Here is a 21,413-nt window from a genome sequence, read left to right as displayed (position 1 = left end):
GAGTTCAACCATGATCGTTCGCGACCTGAATGAAGCCAATCAGACCCGCCGCCGCGTGGTGTCCAAGGACTGGGAAAGCACCCGTCTCCTGCTGAAGGACGACAGGATGGGCTTCTCCTTCCACCTGACGACCATCTACGAAGGCGCCGAGCTGCCCATGCATTACCAGAACCACCTGGAGTCGGTTTACTGCGTCTCCGGGGAGGGCTCGATCGAAGACTTGGCCACCGGCAAGGTTCATCCCATCAAGCCTGGCGTCATGTACGCCCTGGACAAGCACGACAAGCATGTCCTGCGGGCCAAGAGCGAGATGAAGATGGCCTGCGTCTTCAATCCGCCCCTGAACGGCCTGGAAGTCCACGACGACACCGGCGCCTATCCCCTGGAAGCCGAAACCGTCTGAGGCCACGGCGCCGGTCCCGTCGGGGCTGGCGCCGGACCCCCCTTTACCATGAGCCCGCCCCCCGGCGCCGAGACGGCCGCCGGGGCGGGACCAGAGGCGAAAGGAGCCTTTCATGACCGACCTTTATCCCTCGCGGGTCGCCGACCAGCCCACCTGGCTGGAACGCAAGGACCCCGTGATCCACAGCCCGTGGCGCTATGAGTCGCCCCTGAGCCAGGCCCAGCACGAAGCCTTCGAGCGGGACGGCTTCCTGGTGCTGCAGAACGTCTTCGAGACCGAGGAAATCGCCGCGCTGCAGGGGGAGATGAATCGCCTGCGGGGCCTGCCGGACTCCATCGACCCGCAGACCGTGATCGCCGAGCCGGCGTCCGGCGCCGTGCGCTCGATCTTCGCCATCGACCGGCAGAGCGCCCTGATCGGACGCCTGGCCGCCGACGAGCGGCTGGTCTCCATCGCCAACCACATCCTGGGCGATGAGGTCTACCTTCATCAGACCCGGCTGAACTACAAGCCCGGCTTCGACGGCAAGGAGTTCTACTGGCACTCCGACTTCGAGACCTGGCACACCGAGGATGGCATGCCGCGGATGCGAGCCATCTCAATGTCGGTCCAACTGGTGGACAATTTCGAGTTCAACGGGCCGCTGATGCTGATGCCCGGCTCGCACAGGACCTTTGTCACCTGCGTCGGCGAGACGCCGGAGGACCACTACAGGCAGTCCCTGCGCAAGCAGGAGTACGGGGTGCCGGACCGTGACAGCCTGGCCAAGCTGGCCGAGCAGCATGGCATCGTGGCGCCGACGGGTCCGGCGGGCTCGGTGGTGATCTTCGACTGCAACACCATGCACGGGTCGAACGGCAACATCACGCCGTTCCCCAGGGCCAACGCCTTCATGGTCTACAACGCCGAGGCCAACCGCCTCGTCGCGCCCTTCGGGGCTGAGACGCCGCGCCCGGAGTTCGTGGCTGCGCGAGAGCATACGCAACGGCTGGTTCCCGTCTCCGGGAGCCTGGCCAAGCAGGTAAGGGCGGCCTGATGAGCGGACACACAGTCGAGAAGATCGGCGGCACGTCGATCTCCAACACCGATGCGGTGCTGGGCAATATCCTGATCGCCGACCGCAAGGGCGCGGAGCTCTATAGCCGCATCTTCGTGGTCTCGGCCTATGCCGGCATCACCAATCAGTTGCTGGAGCACAAGAAGACCGGCACGCCCGGGGTTTACGCCCTGTTCGCCGGCGCCTCGGCCATGGAGGCCTCGGCCTGGCTCGACGCCCTGGCCCGGGTGCAGGCCGACATGCTGGCCATAAACGCCGACCGTTTCGGCCACGGCGAAGATCGCGAGCGGGCCGACGAGTTCATCCTGGCCCGCATCGAAGACGCCCGCTCGGCGCTCACCGACCTGCAGCGCCTCTGCGCCCATGGCCATTTCCGCCTCGACACCCAGCTGGGCGCGGCGCGGGAAATGCTGGCCTCGCTGGGCGAGGCCCACAGCGCCCAGAATCTGACCCTGGAGCTGCGCAGCCGCGGCGTGAACGCTCGGTTCGTGGATCTGACGGCCTGGCACGACAAGCGGCCCCTGACCCTGGATGAGCGCATCCAGGACGCCTTCGCCGATGTGGACGTGGCTCGGGAGCTGCCGATCGTCACCGGCTTCGCCCAGCGCCGCGAGGGGCTGATGCGCGAGTTTGGCCGGGGCTATAGCGAGGTGGTGTTCAGTCGGGTCGGCGTGCTGACCGGCGCCAAGGAAGCGATCATCCACAAGGAGTTCCACCTCTCCAGCGCCGACCCGAACCTGGTCGGCCAGGATGCCGTGCGCAAGATCGGCCGGACCAACTATGACGTGGCTGACCAGCTGGCCAATCTGGGGATGGAAGCCATTCACCCCCGCGCCGCCCGCGGCCTGCGCCATGCCGGCATCCCGCTGATCGTCAAGAACACCTTCGAGCCCGAGGACCAGGGCACTTCGATCTGCGGCGACTTCGTCTCGGAGACGCCCCGGGTGGAGATCATCGCCGGCATGAAGGGGGTCACCACCCTGGAATTGCTGGAGCAGGACATGGTGGGGGTGAAGGGCTACGACGCCGGCATCCTTGAGGTGCTGTCGCGCCACAACGTCCGCATCGTGTCCAAGGCCTCCAACGCCAACACCATCACCCACCATCTGGACGCCAACCCCAAGCAGGTGAAGCGCGTCATCGCCGACCTGGAGGAGATGTTCCCCAATGCGGCGGTCTCCACCCGCAAGGTGGCCATCGTAGCGGCCATCGGCAGCGACCTGAACGTGCCGAACCTGACCAGCCGGGCCACGCTGGCGCTTGGCGAGGCCGGGGTCGAGATCCTCGGGCTACAACAGCTGTCCCGCCGGGTGGACATCCAATTCGTCGTGGCCGAGGATCGCTATGACGCCGCTGTCATTGCGCTCCATCGACGCCTTGTCGAAGAGGACGAGGCCTTAGCCCGGCCTCTTCGAAGCGCAGCCTGAACGTAGTTTTCGCCCGCGGCGTCAGCGCCGCGGGCTTTTCGCATTTTTGATCTGACCTTTTCCAATCTTCCAGGCCCCCGCCATGACCATGATCGTCTTCCTGCTCTGTCTGGCCGCCTTTGTGGGGATTGGCCTGGCGTCGGTGCGCAAGGCCCAGGCCTCCAAGAAGGACTACTACCTGGCCAGCAGCAGCGTGCATCCGGCCATGGCCGGCCTGTCAGCGGTGGCGACGAACAATTCGGGCTACATGTTCATTGGGGTGATCGGCTTCACCTATGCGACGGGATTGGCCGCCATCTGGCTGATGATCGGCTGGATTCTCGGCGACTTCCTGGCGTCGATCTTCATTCACCGACGCCTGCGTGAAGTGACCGAATCTTCCGGTCAGGTCTCGTTCGGGGCTGTCGTCGCCAACTGGTCGGGCCAGGACTTCGGCCTCTGGCGCAAGATCGCCGCGGTGATCGCCGTGATCTTCCTGGGCGCCTATGCCGCAGCCCAGATCGCGGCCGGGGGCAAGGCCTTGCAAGGGGTGCTGGGCTGGACGCCGCAGACCGGGGCCATGATCTCGGCGGCCCTGATCCTGGCCTATAGCGCCGTCGGCGGCATCCGCGCCTCGATCTGGACCGACGCGGCCCAGTCGCTGGTCATGATCTTCGCCATGACCATGCTGCTCTGGGTGGCCGTGGCCGGACGAGGCGGGATCGACAACACCTATCTGGAGATGGCGGCCATCCCGGGCTTCCTCGACCTCTTCCCGGCCGACCTTCTCTTCCCCGGCTTCCTCGGCATGGCGCTGTTTGTCGTGGGCTGGATGTTCGCCGGGGTCAGCGTCATCGGCCAGCCGCACGTCATGGTTCGGTTCATGGCTCTGAAAAATGCGGACGACATGGCCGCAGCGCGGGGTTGGTACTATGGCTACTTCACGCTCTTCTATCTGCTGGCCACCGGCGTCGGCCTGATGTCGCGGCTTTATCTGCCGGACCTGGGCGCCCTGGACCCTGAACTCGCCCTGCCGACCATGGCCGTGGAACTCCTGCCGGCCGCCCTGGTCGGCGTGGTGCTGGCCGGAATCTTCGCGGCCACCATGTCCACGGCCGACTCCCTCGTGTTGGCCTGTTCGGCGGCGATCACCAGCGATCTGGCGGGCGGCCGGATCCAGAAGCCCTGGATCATGAAAGTGGTCACCGCTGGCGTCACCCTCATGGCCTTGATGTTCGCCCTCAGTGGATCGCGCAGTGTGTTCAGCCTGGTCATCCTGGCCTGGTCGACGCTGGCCTGCGCCTTTGGCCCGCTGATGATCGTCCAGGCCCTGGGCCGGCGGCTGAACCAGCCGACGGCCATCGCCCTGATGCTGGGCGGTGTCGCCATCGCCTTCCTGTGGCGGATGCAAGGCTGGCATGAGCAGGTCTACGAAGGCCTGCCCGGCATTCTCATCCCGACGATCATCGGCCTGGCGATCAGCCACAAGGCTCCGGCGCGGGGCGCAGTCCAGGAGGCTCCCGCAGGCGGGACGGCGCCGTCGCAGGTCTGATCGCGGGGACGTACTTGGCCCCCTGAGCACACCGGAGCCTAGAAATCCGGGGCGAGGGGTGCGATGTCGGTGCGCCGCAGGAAACGACCGGAGGACGACATGCGCCTGGCCAAGCCCAGAATCGAACCCCTCGCCGACAAGGACATGGACGCCGACCAGCGCGAGCTGCTGGCGCCCATGGCCGAGCGCGGCCGGGTCCTGAACATCTTCCGCACCCTGGTGCGTGAGCCCAAGGCGATGAAGGGCTTCATGGGCTGGGGCAACTACATCCTGTCGCGCCGGAACGGCCTGTCGGCCCGCGACCGCGAGATCGTCATCCTGCGGATCGGCTTCCTCTGCCGCTCGGGCTACGAGTGGACCCAGCATGTGCCGATCGGCAAGCAGGCGGGGTTGAGCGACGAAGAGGTCGCCCGCATCAAGCAGGGCCCGGACGCTGCGGGGTGGAGCCCCGCCGATGCGGCCCTGGTCCGCGCCGCCGACGAACTGCACCATGACCAGTTCATCACCGATGCGACCTGGGCGGCCCTGGACGCCCATTTCAGCGACAAGCAGAAGATGGACGTGGTGTTTTCCGCGGGCCAGTACACCCAGGTCTCGATGATGCTGAACAGCTTCGGCGTCCAGCTGGACGAGGGCCAGACCCTCGATCCCGACCTGAAGGGCTTCTGATGGGACGGCTCGACGGCAAGACCGCGGTCATCTGCGGGGCCGGCCAGACGCCGGGCCAGACCATCGGTAATGGCCGCGCCATGGCGGTGCTCTTCGCCCGTGAAGGCGCCCGCGTCCTCTGTGTCGACCGGGTGGCCGAGCGCGCGCAGGAGACGGTGGACATGATCGCCGCCGAGGGCGGGCAGGCCTACGCCCAGGCCGCCAATATCGCCAAGGCCGAGGGCGCCGAGGCCGTGATCGCCGCGGCCGGCGAGACCCTCGGGGGCCTCGACATCCTGGTCAACAATGTCGGGATCGGCGGCGGCGACGGGCCGGCGCACAAGGTCGAGGAAGACGCCTTCGACCGCATCCTGGCGGTCAACCTCAAGGGCGCCTGGCTGACCAGCAAGGCGGCCATCCCGGTGATGCGCGCCCAAGGGGGCGGGGCGATCGTCAACATCTCGTCCCTGGCCTCTATCGCCGGCGGGACCCAGGTGGCCTACGAGGTCTCCAAGGCGGCCATGAACCGGCTGACCACCAGCATCGCCCAGTCCAACGCCAAGTATGGGGTGCGCTGCAACGCCATCCTGCCGGGCCTGATGGACACGCCCATGGCGGTGGCCGGCATCGCCCAGGCCACCGGCCAGGACGTCGAGGCGGTGCGCGAAGCCCGCGGCGCGCGCGTGCCACTCGGGGGCAAGATGGGCACGGCCTGGGACACCGCCTATGCGGCCCTGTTCCTGGCCAGCCATGAGGCCGCCTTCATCACCGGCGTTCTGCTGCCGGTGGACGGCGGCATGTCCAGCCGGATCGGCTGATCCGATTTCATATCCAGCACTTTTCAGGAGCGTGTTTTGAAGAACCTGTTCAGCGTCGAGGGCAAGGTTGTCCTCGTGACCGGCGGCAGCCGCGGCATCGGCGAGATGATCGCCCGCGGCTATGTGGAAAACGGCGCCAAGGTCTACATCTCGTCCCGCAAGGCGGATGTGTGTGACCGGGTGGCCGAGGAGCTTTCCGAGTTCGGAACCTGCATCTCGCTGCCCTTCGACCTGGGCGGCATGGAGGGCATCGAGGGCCTGGCCAATGCGGTCAAGGAACGGGAGAGCCGGCTGGATGTGCTGGTGAACAATGCCGGGGCCACCTGGGGGGCGCCCATCGACGACTATCCCGAGGATGGCTGGGACAAGACCGTCGATCTGAACGTCAAGTCGATCTTCTTCCTGACCCAGAAGCTGCTGCCCCTGCTGCGGGCGGCGTCCACCGCCGAGAACCCGGGCCGGGTGATCAACATCGCCTCGGTCAACGGCATCGAACCGCCGACCCTGGAGACCTACGCCTATTCCACCTCGAAGGCCGGCTGCATCATGCTGACCCGCCACCTGGCCAAGCGGCTGGCGCCCGAGCACATCCTGGTCAACGCGATTGCGCCGGGACCCTTCCCGTCGAAGATGATGGCCGCGACCCTGGCCCAGGCCGGCGACGCCATCGCCAAGAGCAATCCCCGCGGCCGGATCGGCCAGCCGGAGGACATCGCCGGCGTGGCGATCTTCCTGAGCAGCCGGGCCTCGGCCTATACGACGGGCGCGGTCGTGCCCTGCGACGGCGGCTCGGCCGAGTTCTAAGTCCTTGAGCGCGTTCCGATAAGTGGGAACCGGTTATCGGAACGAAACGCGCTCAAGACTTGGAGTTAGAGCCTGATGCGATCAGACGGTTCCGTCTGATCGCATCAGGCTCTAGGAATAGCCGCGCGCGGCGATGTAGGCGTCCAGCTGCTGGACACGCGCGGCGTCCGAAGGGTGGGTCGACAGGATGGCCGGCGTGCTGGCGCCCCCGCGGGCCGCCATCCGCCGCCAGAGGTTCACCCCCTGTTTGGCGCTGAAGCCGGCCCGCACCATCAGATCCAGGCCGATGCGATCGGCCTCCAGCTCGTGCTGGCGCGAATGGGGCATCAGCACGGCCACCTGCAGGGCCGGCCCCGCATAGCGACCCAGGGCCTGGGCGACGCCGCCCTCGGCGTTTTGCGTCGCGACGCCCACAATGCCTGCGCCCACCTGGGCGAGCGCCGACTGCGAATAGCGCTCGGCCGCATGGTTGGCCATGACGTGGGCGACCTCATGGCCGAGCACGGCGGCGAGTTCATCGTCATTGGCCACGAAGGCCATCATCCCCGATGTGACGCCCACCTTGCCGCCCGGCAGGACGAAGGCGTTGATCGAGCTGTCCTCGAACACCGCATATTCCCAGGCCTGACCGCCGAGCCCCGAGGCGCCGACGATCTGTCCGCCGATGCGGCGCAGGCGGGCGTTGGCTGCGGCGTCTGTGGAGACCTTCGAGGTCTGCTTCATCTGCGACCAGGCCTGCGCCCCTTGCTGCGACAGCGCGCTGGGATCGACCAGCAGCACCTGCTGGCGCCCAAGGCTCTCGTTATAGCTGCAGGCGGTCAGGCCAGCCGGGACCACCAGGGCGCTGACCAGGGCCAGGGTCCGGAACGGGCGCGGGGCGCGGAAATTTGCAGCACGCATGGGCGGTCTCCCCTTGGACAGCTTCACATTAGCCCATCAACGCGCCAATCGCGAAGAAGTCCCGTCTTGCCGTTTGACGCCCGGAGCTGAGAGGATTATCGCTATTAAGAACTAGTCGCAATAAATGGAGACTCGCCATGGCCGATGATGCGTCTGCGCTCGCCCAACTGAGCGACGGCGGTCCCTTGGGGCTGACGCGGGGCGAGCAGGTGCTGCTGGCGGGGCTGCGGCTCTGGGCGGGGCTCAGGCTGGCGGGGGAGGCGCCCCAGGCCAGCGTGCGCCAGCTCATGGCCGAGCAGGTGAGCGATCGGGCCGGGGCGATCTTCGTGGCCATGATGGAGAGCCTGGAGCGGCAGACGCGCCGGCCGTTGGAAATCCGTTGCGGTCCCTGCGTCGGCTATGCCCAGGACGAGCAGCGCCTGATCGTGGCCTGTGGGGTGTCGCGGGTCGATATGTCCACGGCCCGGGCGCTCCTGACCCCCCTGGTGATCCAGCCGGAGCCGGTGGCCATCTTCGCCCGGGCGCTGAACATGGTGCTGAGCCACGAGGGCCTGGAGATGCCGGCCCGCCTGTTCGATGCGCCCTTTCCCCCGGGGCCGGGGGGGCGCTCATCGGTGACCCTTCACTAGGTCAGGGTCCTGGCCCATTTCCGCCACCGACCCATGGGACGGTCGGGCCTTCTGACCACTTCGGAGCGTTCCCATGGCCCGTCTGACCACCCTGATCGCCCTTGGCCTCGCCGCGTCCCTGGCGGCCGCGACCGCCCAGGCCGCGGAGGGCCGGTTCATCCATCCGGCCGACACGAACAAGGATGACCGCATCAGCCGCCAGGAGTGGGCGGCCTACAAGCTGCCGGCGGCCGAGTTCGACAAGGCTGACGCCAATTCCGACGGCCAGATCGACGGGCCGGAGTTCGTCGCCTGGCGCCAGACCCAGGGCTAGGAGCGCTTTTCCAAGGGGAACGGCTTGGCCATCGCCGCGTTCTCAAGCTCAAGCTTGGAGACGACATATGCTGAAATGGGCCGGTATCTTCCTTCTCGTCATGATCGCCGCGGCGGTCATCGGCCTGTTGATCGAGGCGGTGCGCATCATCGCCTGGGCGCTGTTCGTCATCTGCCTGGTCGGCTTCTTCCTCACCGGCGGCTGGAAGTATCTGGCCCGCGGGCGGGACCGCTAGCCCCGCCCGCGCCGCCGCCTATTCGCGGGTGTAGTCGTCGGGAATGACCGGGTCGGGGCCCGCCTTGCCCCAGAGCACGATCTCATTGCCCCACGGGTCGCGGAAGGCGTGGTTATAGCCGTTGAACTCCGACCAGTAGTGGTTGCGCCAGAGGATGGTCGCGCCGCGCTTCTCGGCCTCGCCGAGGATGCGTTCGGGCGTATCGTCGTCGCTGATCAGCACCCAGATCCGGGCTTTGCGACCCTCGGTGCTGGCGGCGCGGGGCGCGACGCCGTCCGGCTCAGGATGGGGGCGGGCGTTGGCCGTCTTGAAGATGCCCAGGTGCAGGTTGCCGATCTGGCTGTCTGACCCGTCGGGATTGCGGAACTGGCCGCCGGGGACCATCCGGTGATAGAGCCCTTCCGGGCGGGCGTCATTCTGCCAGCCGAACACCTCGGCATAGAAGGCGCCGGCGGCCGCCGGATCGTCTGCGGCCAGGTCGACAAAGATCAGGGTGTTGGGATAGCCCACGGGAACTCCTCTTTCCATACAGGCGGGCGGCCCGTCGGGCCGCCGGCTGAGTTGGACCCTAGGGGCCGATCGTCCGCTGTTCTTGTCCCTCCGCGCACGAGCGCTTGCCCAGCCGCGCGTCGCCCAGAGGATGAGCTGCATTCTGAAATTTTACTGGAAATGTGCAAAAGGACTGGTCACACAGCCGACCTCACCTCCAGTCTAGACCTCGAATTTCCCGTCAAACGCCCCCAGGAGTTCCCGTGCCGGACCTAGCCGACCCCGCCCTCGACCAGCTGTTTCGCCAGGCCCGCACCCAGAACGCCTGGGCAGACACCCCTGTCCCCGAGGCGACGATCCACAGGCTCTATGATCTGCTGAAATGGGCCCCGACCTCGGCCAATTGCAGCCCCGGGCGCTTTGTCTTCGTTCAGTCGGCGCAGGCCAAGGAAAAGCTCGCCCCGCACCTGTCCAGCTCAAACCGGGGCAAGGCCATGGCCGCGCCGGTCTGCGTGATCGTCGCCTATGACCTGGGGTTCGCCGAAAACCTGCCGAAGCTCTTTCCGCACGATCTGTCGGCCAAGCACTGGTTCAGCGACCCGGCGGTCCAGCTGGAGACCGCGTTCCGCAATTCCAGCCTGCAGGGCGCCTATCTGATCATGGCCGCCCGCAGCCTGGGGCTCGATTGCGGTCCCATGTCGGGCTTCGACAAGGCCGGGGTCGATGAAGCCTTCTTGGGCGGCACGTCCTGGAAGTCCAACTTCCTGGTGGCGCTAGGGCAGGGGCGTCCCGAGGGAGTCTATCCGCGCAATCCGCGGCTCGACTTCGATGAGGCCTGCCAGATTCTCTAGTTTAGGTGGCCTCCCTCCTACGCTGGCCGGGTCTGAAATTTCAGACTAGACCAGGGTGGCGAACCGGCGCCGGAGAGGCCGGCGCTGGAGGAAGGACAAGGCGTGTTGCGGAGTTTGAACGTGAATCCTGATGCGCAAGGCCGCGACCCGGGCACGGGCGGCATCATCGCCGCCACCGGCGAATGGTCGCCCGAGCTGCAGAAGGCCCGCGCCTACGAGCAGATCCTCCTCGACATCATTCTGGGGGACCTTCCTCCCGGCGCCCGTCTGGATGAGCAGGCCCTGACCCGACGCTACAGCACCGGCCTGGCCGGCGTGCGCGACGCCCTGGGGCGCCTGGCGCTCGAGGGCATGGTGGTCCGCCGGTCCCGGGCTGGCACCACGGTCTCGCCCCTGGACCTGGTCGATCTGCGGGAAGGCTATGAGGCCCGCGCGCTCATAGAACCGCACTGCGCGGCCATGGCCGCGAAGAATGCGACGCCCGAAGAGATCGCCCTGATCGCCTCGACCTTCGACGACGCCGAGCGGGCCGACAAGGAGCAGGACCGCCGCGCCCTGATCGCCATGGACCAGCGGTTCCACGCCCTGATCGCCCGGGCCAGCCGCAACGCCGCCCTGGCCCGCATCCTCATCCCGCTGCAGCACAAGGCCGCCCGTTTCTGGGTCTATTCCATGGGCGCCACCACCCAGGAAGAGCGCCTGGCCGATATCTGCCAGCATCGGGCCGTGGCCCACCGGATCGCCGAGCGCGACGCCGAGGGCGCCCGGGCGGCGATGATTCTGGTCCTGGGGACCATGCCGAAAACCGTGAAGCGCTCGCTCACCAACTGGGGCGAGGAAGACGCGCATTCGGCGAGCCCGGACCTGACCTGAGCGCCTTCCGGTTGAGCCGCATGTGCAGCGTGACCCGCATCTGGGCGCCGCACTGCAAAATCTGAACGCCGGACGGGCGCCGCTGAAATTCCATCTGAAATGTCACGGGACATTTTTGACGCCGCCCCGCTCTCGCGAGAACCTGTCTTCAAGAGGCGTGCGGACGCGGGGATAACCGCCACCCGGCGGAGGGTCCGCGACCTCGGATGAGGGCGATATGTCTAAGAGACTTCTTTTGGTTGCGGGCGCCTCCCTGTCCGCGCTGATGGCGACCCCGGGCGTGACCTGGGCCCAGACCGATATGATCGACGAAGTGGTGGTCACAGCCCGCGACAAGACGGGTCTTCTGGAGAAGGACCCCAGCAACAGCGTCTTTGGCCTGGACAAGGCGCTGATCGAAACGCCGCGTTCGGCGAGCTTCGCCAGCGATGTGACTCTTGAACGCTATGGCATCGAATCCATCGACGACCTGACCTCGATCTCACCGGGCACCTATACGGCCAGCTTCTACGGCGTGGCCGGGGCGCTCAACATCCGCGGCACCCTGGCGGAGAACTATTTCCGCGGCTTCAAGCGCATCGAGAACCGCGGCACCTATTCGACGCCGATCGCCAATGCGGCCCAGATCGAGATCGTGCGCGGGCCGCCGACGCCGATCTATGGGGCGGGCAAGGTGGGCGGCATGCTCAACTTCGTGCCGAAGTCCGGCCGGATTGAGGGGGAGTACATCTCCGAGATCTCCGGCGAGGCCGACATCACGGTCGGCTCCTACGCCCGCAAGGAAATCTCTGGCCAGATCGCTATTCCCTTGAGCTTCGGAACCACCGAGGGCGGCCTCAGCCTCTATGCGCAGGCGGAGAACTCCGACAGCTTCTACCGGGGGATTTCGCCGCGCCGGGAGATCATCCAGGCTTCGGTGGACTTCGACCTCGGCGGCGGCTGGCGCACCGCCTTTGGCGGCATGGCCTTCCATTCCGACGGCGATGTGCAGACTCCGGGCTGGAACCGCCTGACCCAGGACCTGATCGACAACCAGACCTATATCACCGGCCGCGATACGAGCCTCACGGACGCCAACGGCGACGGCAAGCTGACCCCCAACGAGATCGGCTTCTATCCCTACGCCTCGGCGATGTACCTAGCCTATTACGGCTTCCCGCAGACCGACGCCAAGCACACCCTGGACACCGGGGTCGGCACGACCAAGCTCGATCGCCGGACCGTCTATATCAGCGACGCCGACTTCTCGAACACCTGGACCCGCACGGGCTATGTCGACCTGATCAAGGACTTCGACAACGGTTCGGCCCTGAAGTTCCAGCTCTTCTATGACGAGCTGAAGAACAAGCGCTTCGTGTCCTATGGCTATCCGGCCCAGTTCGACTCCCAGGTCGGCGAGGCCCGGGTGACCTACGACTTCGACTACGACATGGGCATGGTGACGTCGAAATCCTTCGTCGGCGCCTCGTACCGGGCCTTCGATGGTCGCCGCCGGGAGAGCTTCAACTCCGGCCTGATCGCGCTCGACCGCCGCGACATCGCCTTTGGCGCGACGCCGACCGACATCATCGACGATCCGTTTTCGCCGGAGACCTATGGCCTCCAGTGGGAGAATGACAACAGCACCACCTGGAGCCAGGCCGGCGTCTTCGTCACCTCCGACATCTTCATCGGGGAACGCCTGAACCTGATGCTGGGCGGCCGCTACGACAACTATGAGGTAGAGTCCGAGGATACCGGCCTGGTCAGCTATCAGCCGGCGGGCAAGTTCGAGGACAGTCAGGGTAAGGGCACCTACACCGTCTCGGCCACCTACCAGTTCGACTTCGGCCTGATGCCCTACATCACCTATGCCGAGTCCTCGGCCCTGGAGATGAGCCAGGCGGGCGACATCTCGCCTTCCCTTATCCAGAGCGACGCCTGGCTGTCGGACTCCGACCTGGCGGAAACCGGCGTGAAGTTCCAGCTGCTGCAGGGGACCCTGGTGGGTTCGATCGCCGGCTATCGGCAGAACCGCACCCAGCTGACCGGCGGGCCCAACCCCACGGTCCGGGGCAGCCGCTCCAAGGGCGTGGAGCTGGAGATCCGCTACCTGGCGACGGAGAATCTCTCCTTCACCTTCGCGGGCAACAACCAGCGCACGACGATCAAGGGGCCGGACGCCAGTTTCGCCTACATCCCCTACTATGTGACTGGGGTGGATCCGGTGAACGCCTTCGGCGGCACCTATGTGGTCTGGGCCTTCTCGGACCTGCCGGGCCGGGGCGGCGACTACGCCTACACCCTGATCCCGCGCACCGTGCTCAGCCTCTATGGCAGCTACACCAGCGAAGAGTACGACTGGGGCCAGTTCGGCGGCGTCTTCGGGGCGACCTATGTGAGCGAGACCTCGCAGACCGTCGAGAACCCGATCACCTACCCGGAATACACCACCGCCAACCTGTCGATGTTCTATCGTCGCGGTCCGTTCCAGGCCTCGGTGAATGTCGATAACGTCTTCGACGAGCTGTTCTTCACGCCGGCCGCCGACTCCTACGCCAACCTGGCGGCCCTGCCGGGCAAGGGGCGCGAGTGGCGTCTGACGCTGAAGCGCTCGTTCTGATCCTTGCACCCGCCGGCGCCCCAGGCGTCGGCGGGTGATCCCCGGGCGTGAGGCCTTCAAGCGGCGACGGTTGAAGCCCCCCTCGCGCCCCCACATTTGAAGGCAGCCCTTTCCTGCCGGGTCCTGGCGCTGTGCCTGGGCCGGGCGGGGTTCCAGAGTGGAGGCATGTAATGCCCCGATCCGAATGGCGTCCCTGGGTTTTGCTAGGCGTCTTCAGTCTGCTCCTGTTCCTGATCTCGGCGGCGACCTTCTCGTCGCTGGGGGTGGTGCTGCCGGCCATGGTCGCCGAGCAGGAATGGAGCTGGGCCCAGGCGGGCCTGGGCTTCACGCTGCTGGGCGCCTGCTGCGGCGGCTCGGCTTGGTTCCCGCCGATGGTCATCCGACGCTTCGGCGTCCGCGCCGCCCTGCTGCTAGGGACCGGGGTCATGGCCCTGGGCTTCGTCTGCCTCTACCTGACGCAGAACGTCTGGATCTACTTCCTGGGCACTGCGCTGTGCGGGGTGGCCTACCAGCTGATGGCCCTGATCCCTGGCACCCATGTGCTGGCGGCGGTCTTCCAGAAGCGGGCCATGGCCTTTGGCCTCTACTTCACCCTCGGCGGCCTCGGCAGCGTGGCCGGCCCCTGGATGGCGCTCGGCGTCATGGAGGCCACCGGCGGCGCCTGGCGTCCCTTCTGGGCCCTGCAGGCCGTGGCGGCCCTGGCCATCGGCGTGCTCTGCTCGCTGCTGATCCCCTCCAGCGCCTGGCTGAAGACCTCTTCCGAGAAGATCGACGCCGCCGTGAAGGCTGACGCCGAAGCCGCCGCGGCGGCCCCAACCCCGGCGCCCCTGGCGGTCTATCGCACCACCCAGGACTGGACCCTGAAACAGGCCATGGCGACGCCGCAGTTCTACATCCTGGTCTCGGCCTATTTCGTCCACCTGCTGAGCGGGGTGACGGTCTCCAGCCTCTCGGTCGCCCACCTGTCCGAGCGGGGCGTCGCCGCCGGCATCGCCGCGGGCATGCTCAGCCTGGAGGGCCTGATGTCCACGGTCGCCCGCCTGGGCGGCGGCTTCATCGGCGACAGGGTCGATCCCAAGTGGCTGCTGATGTTCGCCGTCGGCGTCCTGGGGGTCGGCTCCCTGGCGCTCAGCGTCGCCGACAGCTACCTGCTGATGATCATCTACGCGGTGGGCACCGGCATCGGCTTTGGCCTGACGGCGCTGGCGGTGACCATCCTGCTGCTCAACTATTATGGGCGGAAGAACAATCTGGAGATCTTCTCCACCGTCTGCCTGGTCGGCGCCCTGGCGGCGCTTGGCCCCCTGATCGGCGGCTCCCTGCGCGACCTGCTCGGCAGCTTCGCCCCCACCTTCCAAATGTTCGGCATCGTCGCCGCCGTGGTTTTCGTGGCTTCCCTCTTCATGCGCCCGCCGCAACTGAAGTCCGAAGCCGAAGCCCCGGCCGCGCCGTCCGCCGGCCTAGTCAATGACCCTGTCTGAGGCGTTCCCCATGTATCAAAAGCCTTCTTCAAGTAAGGAATTCGGCGTCTTCCTGCCGGTCGCCAATGGCGGCTGGATCATCTCGGAGACCTCGCCGCCCCTGGATGACCTCTGGACCCAGAACCGGGCCGCAGCGGTCACCGCCGACGAGGTCGGCATGGACTTCGTCATGTCCATGGGCAAGTGGCGCGGCTTCGGCGGCGTGACCAACCACTGGGGCTCGTCCCTGGAGTCGGTGACCATGATGGCCGGCATCGCCGAGGCCACCAAGAATGTGAAGATCTGGGCCACGGTCCATCCGCTGCTGCAGAATCCGGCCGTGACGGCCAAGATGATCTCCACCCTCGACCACATCAGCGGCGGCCGGGCGGGCCTCAACATCGTGGCCGGCGCCTATCGCGCCGAGTTCGACCAGATGGGCATGTGGGACGACAGCCTGGATCATGAGGCGCGCTACGCCCTGACCGAGGAATGGACCGCGATCATCAAGCGCCTCTGGAGCGAGGACAGCGTCGATCACGCGGGCAAGTTCTTCACCATGAAGGACGCCCAGTCGAACCCCAAACCCCTGTCGCGGCCCCGGCCGGACCTGATCTGCGCCGGCCAGTCCGACCGCGGCTTCCAGTTCTCGGTGCGCGAGGCCGACATCTGCTTCATCGGCGGACGCACGCCCGAAGAGCGCCGCGACAACAGCCTGCGGGCCAAGAAGGTGGCCGAAGAGCTCGGCAAGTCGATCAAGACCTACGCCATGTGCACCATCGTCCACGGTGAGACCGACGCGAAGGCCGAGGCCATGGTCGAGCACTACAAGACCGGGACCGACATGGGCGCGATCCTCGAGATGCTGCGCAGCTGGGGCGTGCCGGCCGACAAGCTGGACGTGGTGGCCAAGCAGCAGGGCGCCTTCATGACCCACACCGCCGTGGGCTCGCCGGCCACCTGCGCCGAGCAGGTGCAGGAGTTCGTGGAGTTCGCCCAGCTCGACGGGCTGATGCTGATCTTCCCCGACTATGTGGAAGGCCTGAAGATGTTCGGCGCCGAGATCCTGCCTGGCCTGCGCTCGGCCTTCGCATGACCGGCCAAGCCTCGCCGGCGCCGGCCGCCGACGGGCTGGCGGCCTGGATCACGCCCGCCCGCACGGCCCTGGTGATCATCGACATGCAGGTGGATTTCGCCGCCCCCGAAGGCCGCCTGGGCCAATGGGGCGTGGACCTGTCCACCGTCCCGCCGGCGCTCGCCAAGGCCGAGGCCCTGGCGGCTGCGGCGCGCAAGACCGGGACGCCGGTGGTCTTTGTCGGCCTGTTCACCCGGCCTGAGACCGACTCCTTCTCGTGGCGCGAGCGGATGCGCCGGCGCGGCGGAGACCCGGACTCCGACTCCGGTCTCTGCCGGGCGGGCGAGGTGGGCTCGGACTGGTATGGCCCCAAGCCTCTGCCGGGCGAGCGGGTGGTGGAGAAGGCCCGCTATTCCGGCTTCCACGACGCGCCGCTGGATGCGGTGCTGAAAGGCCTGGGCGTCGACACCCTGGTGGTGGCCGGCCTGACCACGGAGTGCTGCGTGGACTGCACGGTCCGCGACGCCTTCCATCTGGACTATCATGTCTTCATCGCCACCGACGCCTGCGCCGCCTATGAGGCCGAAGTGCATGAGGCCTCGCTGAAGGCTCTGGAACTGAACTGCGCGATCCTGGTCGACACCGACCAGGTGATCACCGCCTGGGAGGAGGCCGCGTAATGGCCGATGGATTTCAACTGCCCGGCGCCCAGGCGCCCTACGCCGTCACCGACGCCGACCGCGCGGCCATCGCCGCGGCGATCAGCGAGAGCGAGATCGTCGAGCTGGCCCTGGCGCTCGGCAATATCCCGAGCCCGGCCGGCCATGAGTTCGCCGCCGGGGAGTTCGTCCATGACTGGATGAAGAAGGAGGGCTTCGACCCCCGCCGGGTCGGCGCCACCCCTGAGCGCAACAACATCATCGGCACCTATGGCGGATCGGGGGACGGCAAGAACCTGCTGTTCACCGCCCACCTGGACACCGAGGCCCCCACCTGGGACCCGGACCTGGACGCCTACAAGTACCGCGCCGAAACCCTGGACAATCCGGAGTGGGAAAAGTGCTGGCTGGAGGACGGGGTTCTCTACGGCTATCCCATCGCCAATGACCGCGGCCCGATGAGCTGCTTCCTGATCGCGGCCAAGGCGCTGAAGACCGCCGGCTACGACCTGGCCGGCAAGCTCTATCTGACCGCCTGCCCGGGCGAGATCGGCCCTGAGCCCATCGAGGAGCACAGGGGCGTGGCCTATATGGGCAAGGATATCGGCGCCCATTACCTGTTCCACCACGGCGGCGTCGCGCCGGACTACGCCATCGCCGCCGAGGGCTGCGACTTCGGCCTCACCTGGGTCGGCTGCGGCTATGCGGTGTTCCGGATCAGGCTCTGGGGGGAGGGCGTCTTCACCCCGCTGCTGACCCAGCCGGAGAAGTCCGGCGACCACCCCAATCCGATCTATCGCCTGGGCGCGCTCACCGACGCCATCCACCAGTGGAGCCGCCAGTACGAGGCCGACAGCGCCTATGAGAGCGCTGGCGGCGTGGCCCTGCCCAAGGCGCAGATCGCCGCGGTGCGCGGCGGCATTCCCTATGCCTTCGGGGCCGGGACGGAGCTCGTAAACCTCTATCTGGAGGTGGGCCTGAACCCCCGCCAGAAGATCGCCGAGGTGCAGCACTCGCTCGAGCGGATGGTCCGCGCCGCCGGCCTGGGCGAGGTGGATATCGAGCCCATGGTGGTCCGCCACGGCTTCGAGGCCGACGCCGGCGAGGTCGCCCCCCTGGTGGGCGCGGTCGACGCCGCCACGCGGCTGTCGCTCGGCCATCCGGTCCAGCGGGCCGCGCCGGTCTATTCCAGCATGTGGCGCGACCAGAACGTCTTCAACATGCACCGTATTCCCGCCATCACCACCGGCTTCAAGCGCTGGCGGCCGTCCCCGAAGGACCTGACCGACAGCGCGCTGGTCTATGCCCTGACCGCGCTGGCCGTCTGCGGTCGGGCCGAGACGGGCGAGGCCAAGGCCGCCCGTGCGCCGGTCTATGGTGACAACCCGTTCGGGAACGACTGATGGGGGGGACGTCTGTGTTCGGCGATCTGGAAGTCTCCCAGCCCCTGGACCCCATGGTCTGGCGCAACACCATGGGCAGCTTCGCCAGCGGTGTGGTCATCGTCACCACGACGGACGAGGAGGTCCGGCCGGTAGGCACGACGGTCAGCGCATTCTCTTCAGTGTCGCTGGATCCGCCGCTGCTGCTGGTCTGCCTGGACCACAAGAGCCGCACCCGGGCGGCCGTGCGCCGCTCAGGCCATTTCTGCATCAACATCCTGTCGGCCGGACAGGGGGATCTGGCTCGCCTGTTCGCGGGCCCCGGCGCCACCGACCGCTTCGCCGAGGTGGAAATTGCGCCAGGCGCCCTGGGCGATCCGCAGATCGCCGGCGCCCTGGCCAGCATCGACTGCCGGCTGCACTCGCTGCACGCGGCCGGCGACCACGACATCCTGATCGGCCGGGGCCTGAACATCGAGGCTGCTCCCGGCGATCCCCTCATCTACTGCCAGGGCCGCTTCCTGGGCTCCGAGGACTAAGAAGGTCAAAGACCATGGGCTACGAAGTTCTGGACGTGAAGCCGATGACCCGCCGGATCGGCGCCGAGGTGTTCGGGCTCGATCTCGGCAAGCCGCTCAGCAACCGACAGACCGCCGAGCTGCGCGAGGCCCTGGCCAATCACCAGGTGCTGTTCTTCCGCGACCAGGAGATGGACCACGACGCCCACAAGGCGGTGGGCCGTCTGTTCGGCGAACTGGCCATCCACTCGGCCATTCCCGGCATCGAAGGCCATCCGGAGATCGTCGCCATCCACGCCGATGCGGACTCCAAGTTCGTGGCCGGCGAGAACTGGCACTCCGACCTGACCTGCGACCCCGAGCCGCCCCTGGGCTCGATCCTCTACATGCCCGTGGTGCCGCAGAGCGGCGGCGACACGGTCTTCGCCTCGATGTATGCGGCCTATGACACCCTGTCGGACCGCATGAAGGTCTATCTGGAGGGGCTGCAGGCCGTCCACGACGCCAACCCGGTCTATCAGAAGCTCTTCCCGGACCTGGACCGCAAGTACAACCGCTCGGTCCATCCGGTGGTCCGCACCCATCCGGTGACCGGCAAGAAGCTGATCTTCGTCAACCCGTCCTACACCACCCACATCGAGGGCATGCCCGAGGACGAGAGCGCGGCCATCCTCAACTTCCTCTACGTCCACTGCATGAACCCGAACTATCAGGTCCGCTTCCGCTGGCAGGCCAATTCGGTGGCCTTCTGGGACAACCGCTGCACCTGGCACCAGGCCATCTGGGACTACTTCCCGGACACGCGGTCAGGCTTCCGGGTCACGGTGGCGGGGGATAAGCCGTTTTGAGGGCTACGGTATGCCGCAAGACGCGTAAGCCGCACTTCAAAGCAATTAAAACAGCACGCGGAAGACGTTCGCACGGCGATCACGCGCAACTCCAAAACCGGTGGCAGTACCAGCGCCTGTTATGAATTCAACTTCAACCTGATTGCCATCGGAGCAATTCGCGATAGCACGGCCGGGATTCTGTCCCCTGCCGGCATCCAGATTGATCCCCTGAAAGTACGTCGCTCCGTACGTTCCAATCAGGCTTCCGGCACCATAGCTCACCGGGCTAGCAGCAGCCGAGGACCACTCACCGGTACACGTGGAGCCATCAGGCATTGTCATGTTGATTGGTCCATTGTTGCCGGCAATCCCGCTCACAGTCGCGACAATTATCGGGATTGGCACTAGCTTGCTAAGCGGGCCTTCGACCGGATACAAGCTCGCTGTTGTCGAGCATCCAGCCAAAAGCACAGCAGACAGAGCCGCAAAATATACCTGTCTCATAGCGCGCCCCCTAATTTTCTACCAACTGAGGCATGCTGGGGTCTTCCGGTCAACCGCTCTTGCCTCTGTGGAGAAGCCGGCCCAGTCGCTGATCTCGATGGTTATCTGCCCGTCGTGCGCACGTCGCTTCGGGGCTGAAGACAACCGTCCGGCGGATCACTTGCGATCCTTCGACCGTTCCTCGTGCCGCGCCTGGATGTCTGAGAAGACCGACGCCGAAGACAACGCCCTGCCGGGGTCCTCTCGCATGGCGTCGTAGGTGGGGGCGACCTCTTCCCGGAGCCAGCGGCTGATGGCTTCGTCGCGTTCCTTCAGGGCGCGAAGGCCGGCGCGGACCACCTCGCTGGCCGAGGCGTAGTCGCCTGAACTGACCTTTGCGTCGATGAACGCCGCCTGGTCCTGGGGCAGGCTGATGGTTCTCTTCTCGATCATGGGATGGGGCCTCGCTTTGATGCGACCTTACCACGAGGTATGACGACTTCACACCGGCAAGCTCGCCACGTTCCCGCCACATAGGCGGTTGAGCCTGACCCTGGATGCAAATGGGGGTTGCGATGTGGCTCGTTCCGCTCGTCCTGGCGACGGTCGTCGCGCAGGCGCCGCCGCCGCCGGAGCCTGCCGATCCCCAGCCGCAGCCTTCGGTCATCCTCGATGCGCCGAAGCCGGTCGAGGAGCTGATCGTGATCGCCCCGCCGCGGCAGGAGGATGATCCGCCCGTCTATGACGTGCTGACCGGACGGGGCGCGGCGCAGTTTGAAGCCGAAGCCGCCTTCAAGGCGCAGATGCGGCGCTACCGCGACACAGGCTCCCTGAAAGACTATCCCGGTCTTCGGTGTGTGATGTTCAACCGCTGCTGAGCCAAGGCGCGCAGAAGCGTTCGGCCAGAGGGGGTCAAACATGCGGACCGATCTTCTGGCGCGCTATGACGCCGAGATGCGGCGGGACCCGCCGCTGACGCCGGGGCTGGCGGCGACCCGGGTCCGGGGGCTGGTGCGGCTCAGCGGGCCCTATAACTGCATCGTCTATTCCGACCTGTCAGAGGCCGATGCGGAGGCTCAGGTGGCGGCCGAGGTCGCCCATCTGCAGGCCACCGGCGGGGAACTGGAGTGGAAGGTTCACGGGCACGATCGGCCAGCGGATCTGCCGCGCATCCTGGAGCGCCACGGCTTTGTCCCCGAGCCTAAGGAGACCCTGCTGGTCCGCGCCCTTGATGAGGCCTTTCTGCAGCGCCCTGTGGAGCCAGGCCTGTCGATCAGGACGGTGGCGACGGCCGGGGACATCGACGATTTCCTGCGCGCCGTCGAAGCGGCCTTCGGCCACCCGTTTCGCCATGATGCGGCGCAGCTTCTGGCCGACATCGGGGCCGGGGTGGCCTCAGCGCATGTGGCCTATGTCGAGGGCGCGC

The 21,413-nt window shown here is 66.8% G+C and carries 24 protein-coding genes; 21 read left to right on the top strand and 3 right to left on the bottom strand.

Annotation, left to right across the window (positions count from 1 at the left end):
• The first annotated feature begins 10 nt into the window (after positions 1-10).
• The 7 genes from Q7S93_RS18510 to Q7S93_RS18480 all read left to right on the top strand — a co-directional run bounded on the left by Q7S93_RS18510 (position 11) and on the right by Q7S93_RS18480 (position 6,688).
• Positions 11-403, top strand: coding sequence for an ectoine synthase (locus Q7S93_RS18510; protein WP_304716253.1), 393 nt, complete (start codon positions 11-13; stop codon positions 401-403).
• A gap of 112 nt (positions 404-515) precedes the next feature.
• Entirely contained in the window at positions 516-1,439 is a 924-nt protein-coding gene (thpD, locus tag Q7S93_RS18505) for an ectoine hydroxylase (RefSeq protein WP_304716252.1), read from the top strand.
• Positions 1,439-2,887 carry an aspartate kinase gene (locus Q7S93_RS18500; RefSeq protein ID WP_304716250.1) on the top strand — a complete coding sequence of 483 codons (1,449 nt, stop codon included), beginning with the start codon at positions 1,439-1,441 and terminating at the stop codon, positions 2,885-2,887. Before thpD ends, Q7S93_RS18500 begins: the two co-directional genes overlap by 1 nt.
• 82 nt (positions 2,888-2,969) lie before the next feature.
• Positions 2,970-4,418, top strand: a complete 1,449-nt coding sequence (locus Q7S93_RS18495) for a sodium/proline symporter (RefSeq protein ID WP_304716247.1) — start codon at positions 2,970-2,972, stop codon at positions 4,416-4,418.
• 99 nt (positions 4,419-4,517) lie between these two features.
• A complete protein-coding gene (locus tag Q7S93_RS18490) occupies positions 4,518-5,087 on the top strand; it encodes a carboxymuconolactone decarboxylase family protein (RefSeq protein WP_304716244.1) in 570 nt (189 codons plus the stop codon).
• A complete protein-coding gene (locus Q7S93_RS18485; RefSeq protein WP_304716243.1) occupies positions 5,087-5,884 on the top strand; it encodes an SDR family NAD(P)-dependent oxidoreductase in 798 nt (265 codons plus the stop codon). The genes Q7S93_RS18490 and Q7S93_RS18485 overlap by 1 nt, the downstream gene beginning before the upstream one ends.
• A 36-nt stretch (positions 5,885-5,920) precedes the next feature.
• Positions 5,921-6,688, top strand: a complete 768-nt coding sequence (locus tag Q7S93_RS18480) for an SDR family oxidoreductase (RefSeq protein ID WP_304716242.1) — start codon at positions 5,921-5,923, stop codon at positions 6,686-6,688.
• A 111-nt stretch (positions 6,689-6,799) separates the two neighbouring features.
• Here the strand turns inward: Q7S93_RS18480 and Q7S93_RS18475 are convergent, their stop codons facing one another.
• Positions 6,800-7,588 (bottom strand): M48 family metallopeptidase, encoded by a 789-nt coding sequence (locus Q7S93_RS18475; protein WP_304716241.1) that lies wholly within the window; start codon positions 7,586-7,588, stop codon positions 6,800-6,802.
• A gap of 137 nt (positions 7,589-7,725) precedes the next feature.
• Here Q7S93_RS18475 and Q7S93_RS18470 point away from each other — a divergent pair, with 137 nt between their 5' ends.
• The 3 genes from Q7S93_RS18470 to Q7S93_RS18460 all read left to right on the top strand — a co-directional run bounded on the left by Q7S93_RS18470 (position 7,726) and on the right by Q7S93_RS18460 (position 8,765).
• Entirely contained in the window at positions 7,726-8,217 is a 492-nt protein-coding gene (locus Q7S93_RS18470; RefSeq protein WP_304716240.1) for a hypothetical protein, read from the top strand.
• Positions 8,218-8,290: 73 nt separating this feature from the next.
• Positions 8,291-8,530 carry a hypothetical protein gene (locus Q7S93_RS18465; RefSeq protein ID WP_304716238.1) on the top strand — a complete coding sequence of 80 codons (240 nt, stop codon included), beginning with the start codon at positions 8,291-8,293 and terminating at the stop codon, positions 8,528-8,530.
• 67 nt (positions 8,531-8,597) lie between these two features.
• The gene (locus Q7S93_RS18460; RefSeq protein ID WP_304716236.1) at positions 8,598-8,765 is read left to right on the top strand and encodes a hypothetical protein; all 168 of its coding nucleotides are present in this window, start codon (positions 8,598-8,600) and stop codon (positions 8,763-8,765) included.
• A gap of 18 nt (positions 8,766-8,783) precedes the next feature.
• Here Q7S93_RS18460 and Q7S93_RS18455 read toward each other — a convergent pair whose 3' ends face one another.
• Positions 8,784-9,275, bottom strand: coding sequence for a VOC family protein (locus Q7S93_RS18455; RefSeq protein ID WP_304716233.1), 492 nt, complete (start codon positions 9,273-9,275; stop codon positions 8,784-8,786).
• A gap of 242 nt (positions 9,276-9,517) precedes the next feature.
• Between Q7S93_RS18455 and Q7S93_RS18450 the strand changes: the two genes are divergently transcribed.
• From Q7S93_RS18450 to Q7S93_RS18410, 9 genes are all read left to right on the top strand, one after another.
• Complete coding sequence (locus tag Q7S93_RS18450; RefSeq protein ID WP_304716232.1) at positions 9,518-10,105, top strand: malonic semialdehyde reductase; 588 nt, start codon at positions 9,518-9,520, stop codon at positions 10,103-10,105.
• Positions 10,106-10,225: 120 nt separating this feature from the next.
• Positions 10,226-10,978, top strand: coding sequence for a GntR family transcriptional regulator (locus Q7S93_RS18445; protein ID WP_304716231.1), 753 nt, complete (start codon positions 10,226-10,228; stop codon positions 10,976-10,978).
• A 217-nt stretch (positions 10,979-11,195) separates the two neighbouring features.
• On the top strand, positions 11,196-13,580 hold the full coding sequence (locus Q7S93_RS18440; RefSeq protein WP_304716230.1) for a TonB-dependent siderophore receptor: 2,385 nt from the start codon (positions 11,196-11,198) through the stop codon (positions 13,578-13,580).
• A 170-nt stretch (positions 13,581-13,750) separates the two neighbouring features.
• A complete protein-coding gene (locus Q7S93_RS18435; RefSeq protein WP_304716227.1) occupies positions 13,751-15,061 on the top strand; it encodes an MFS transporter in 1,311 nt (436 codons plus the stop codon).
• 10 nt (positions 15,062-15,071) lie between these two features.
• Positions 15,072-16,136: an LLM class flavin-dependent oxidoreductase gene (locus Q7S93_RS18430; protein WP_304716223.1), complete on the top strand. Its 1,065-nt coding sequence runs from the start codon at positions 15,072-15,074 to the stop codon at positions 16,134-16,136.
• On the top strand, positions 16,133-16,795 hold the full coding sequence (locus tag Q7S93_RS18425; protein WP_304716221.1) for a cysteine hydrolase family protein: 663 nt from the start codon (positions 16,133-16,135) through the stop codon (positions 16,793-16,795). Before Q7S93_RS18430 ends, Q7S93_RS18425 begins: the two co-directional genes overlap by 4 nt.
• On the top strand, positions 16,795-18,177 hold the full coding sequence (locus Q7S93_RS18420) for a peptidase M20 (protein ID WP_304716220.1): 1,383 nt from the start codon (positions 16,795-16,797) through the stop codon (positions 18,175-18,177). The genes Q7S93_RS18425 and Q7S93_RS18420 overlap by 1 nt, the downstream gene beginning before the upstream one ends.
• Positions 18,177-18,695 (top strand): flavin reductase family protein, encoded by a 519-nt coding sequence (locus tag Q7S93_RS18415; RefSeq protein WP_304716218.1) that lies wholly within the window; start codon positions 18,177-18,179, stop codon positions 18,693-18,695. The genes Q7S93_RS18420 and Q7S93_RS18415 overlap by 1 nt, the downstream gene beginning before the upstream one ends.
• Before the next feature lie 14 nt (positions 18,696-18,709).
• Positions 18,710-19,522 carry a TauD/TfdA dioxygenase family protein gene (locus Q7S93_RS18410; RefSeq protein WP_304716216.1) on the top strand — a complete coding sequence of 271 codons (813 nt, stop codon included), beginning with the start codon at positions 18,710-18,712 and terminating at the stop codon, positions 19,520-19,522.
• Positions 19,523-20,164: 642 nt separating this feature from the next.
• Here the strand turns inward: Q7S93_RS18410 and Q7S93_RS18405 are convergent.
• Positions 20,165-20,440: a type II toxin-antitoxin system ParD family antitoxin gene (locus tag Q7S93_RS18405; protein ID WP_304716215.1), complete on the bottom strand. Its 276-nt coding sequence runs from the start codon at positions 20,438-20,440 to the stop codon at positions 20,165-20,167.
• A gap of 122 nt (positions 20,441-20,562) precedes the next feature.
• Between Q7S93_RS18405 and Q7S93_RS18400 the strand changes: the two genes are divergently transcribed.
• A complete protein-coding gene (locus tag Q7S93_RS18400) occupies positions 20,563-20,865 on the top strand; it encodes a hypothetical protein (RefSeq protein WP_304716214.1) in 303 nt (100 codons plus the stop codon).
• A 40-nt stretch (positions 20,866-20,905) separates the two neighbouring features.
• A partial coding sequence (locus Q7S93_RS18395; protein ID WP_304716213.1) for a hypothetical protein occupies positions 20,906-21,413 on the top strand: 508 nt, incomplete at its 3' end.

Source organism: Phenylobacterium sp. (assembly GCF_030646615.1).
Classification (GTDB): Bacteria; Pseudomonadota; Alphaproteobacteria; order Caulobacterales; family Caulobacteraceae; genus Phenylobacterium.
This window is presented reverse-complemented; position numbering and strand designations above follow the sequence as displayed.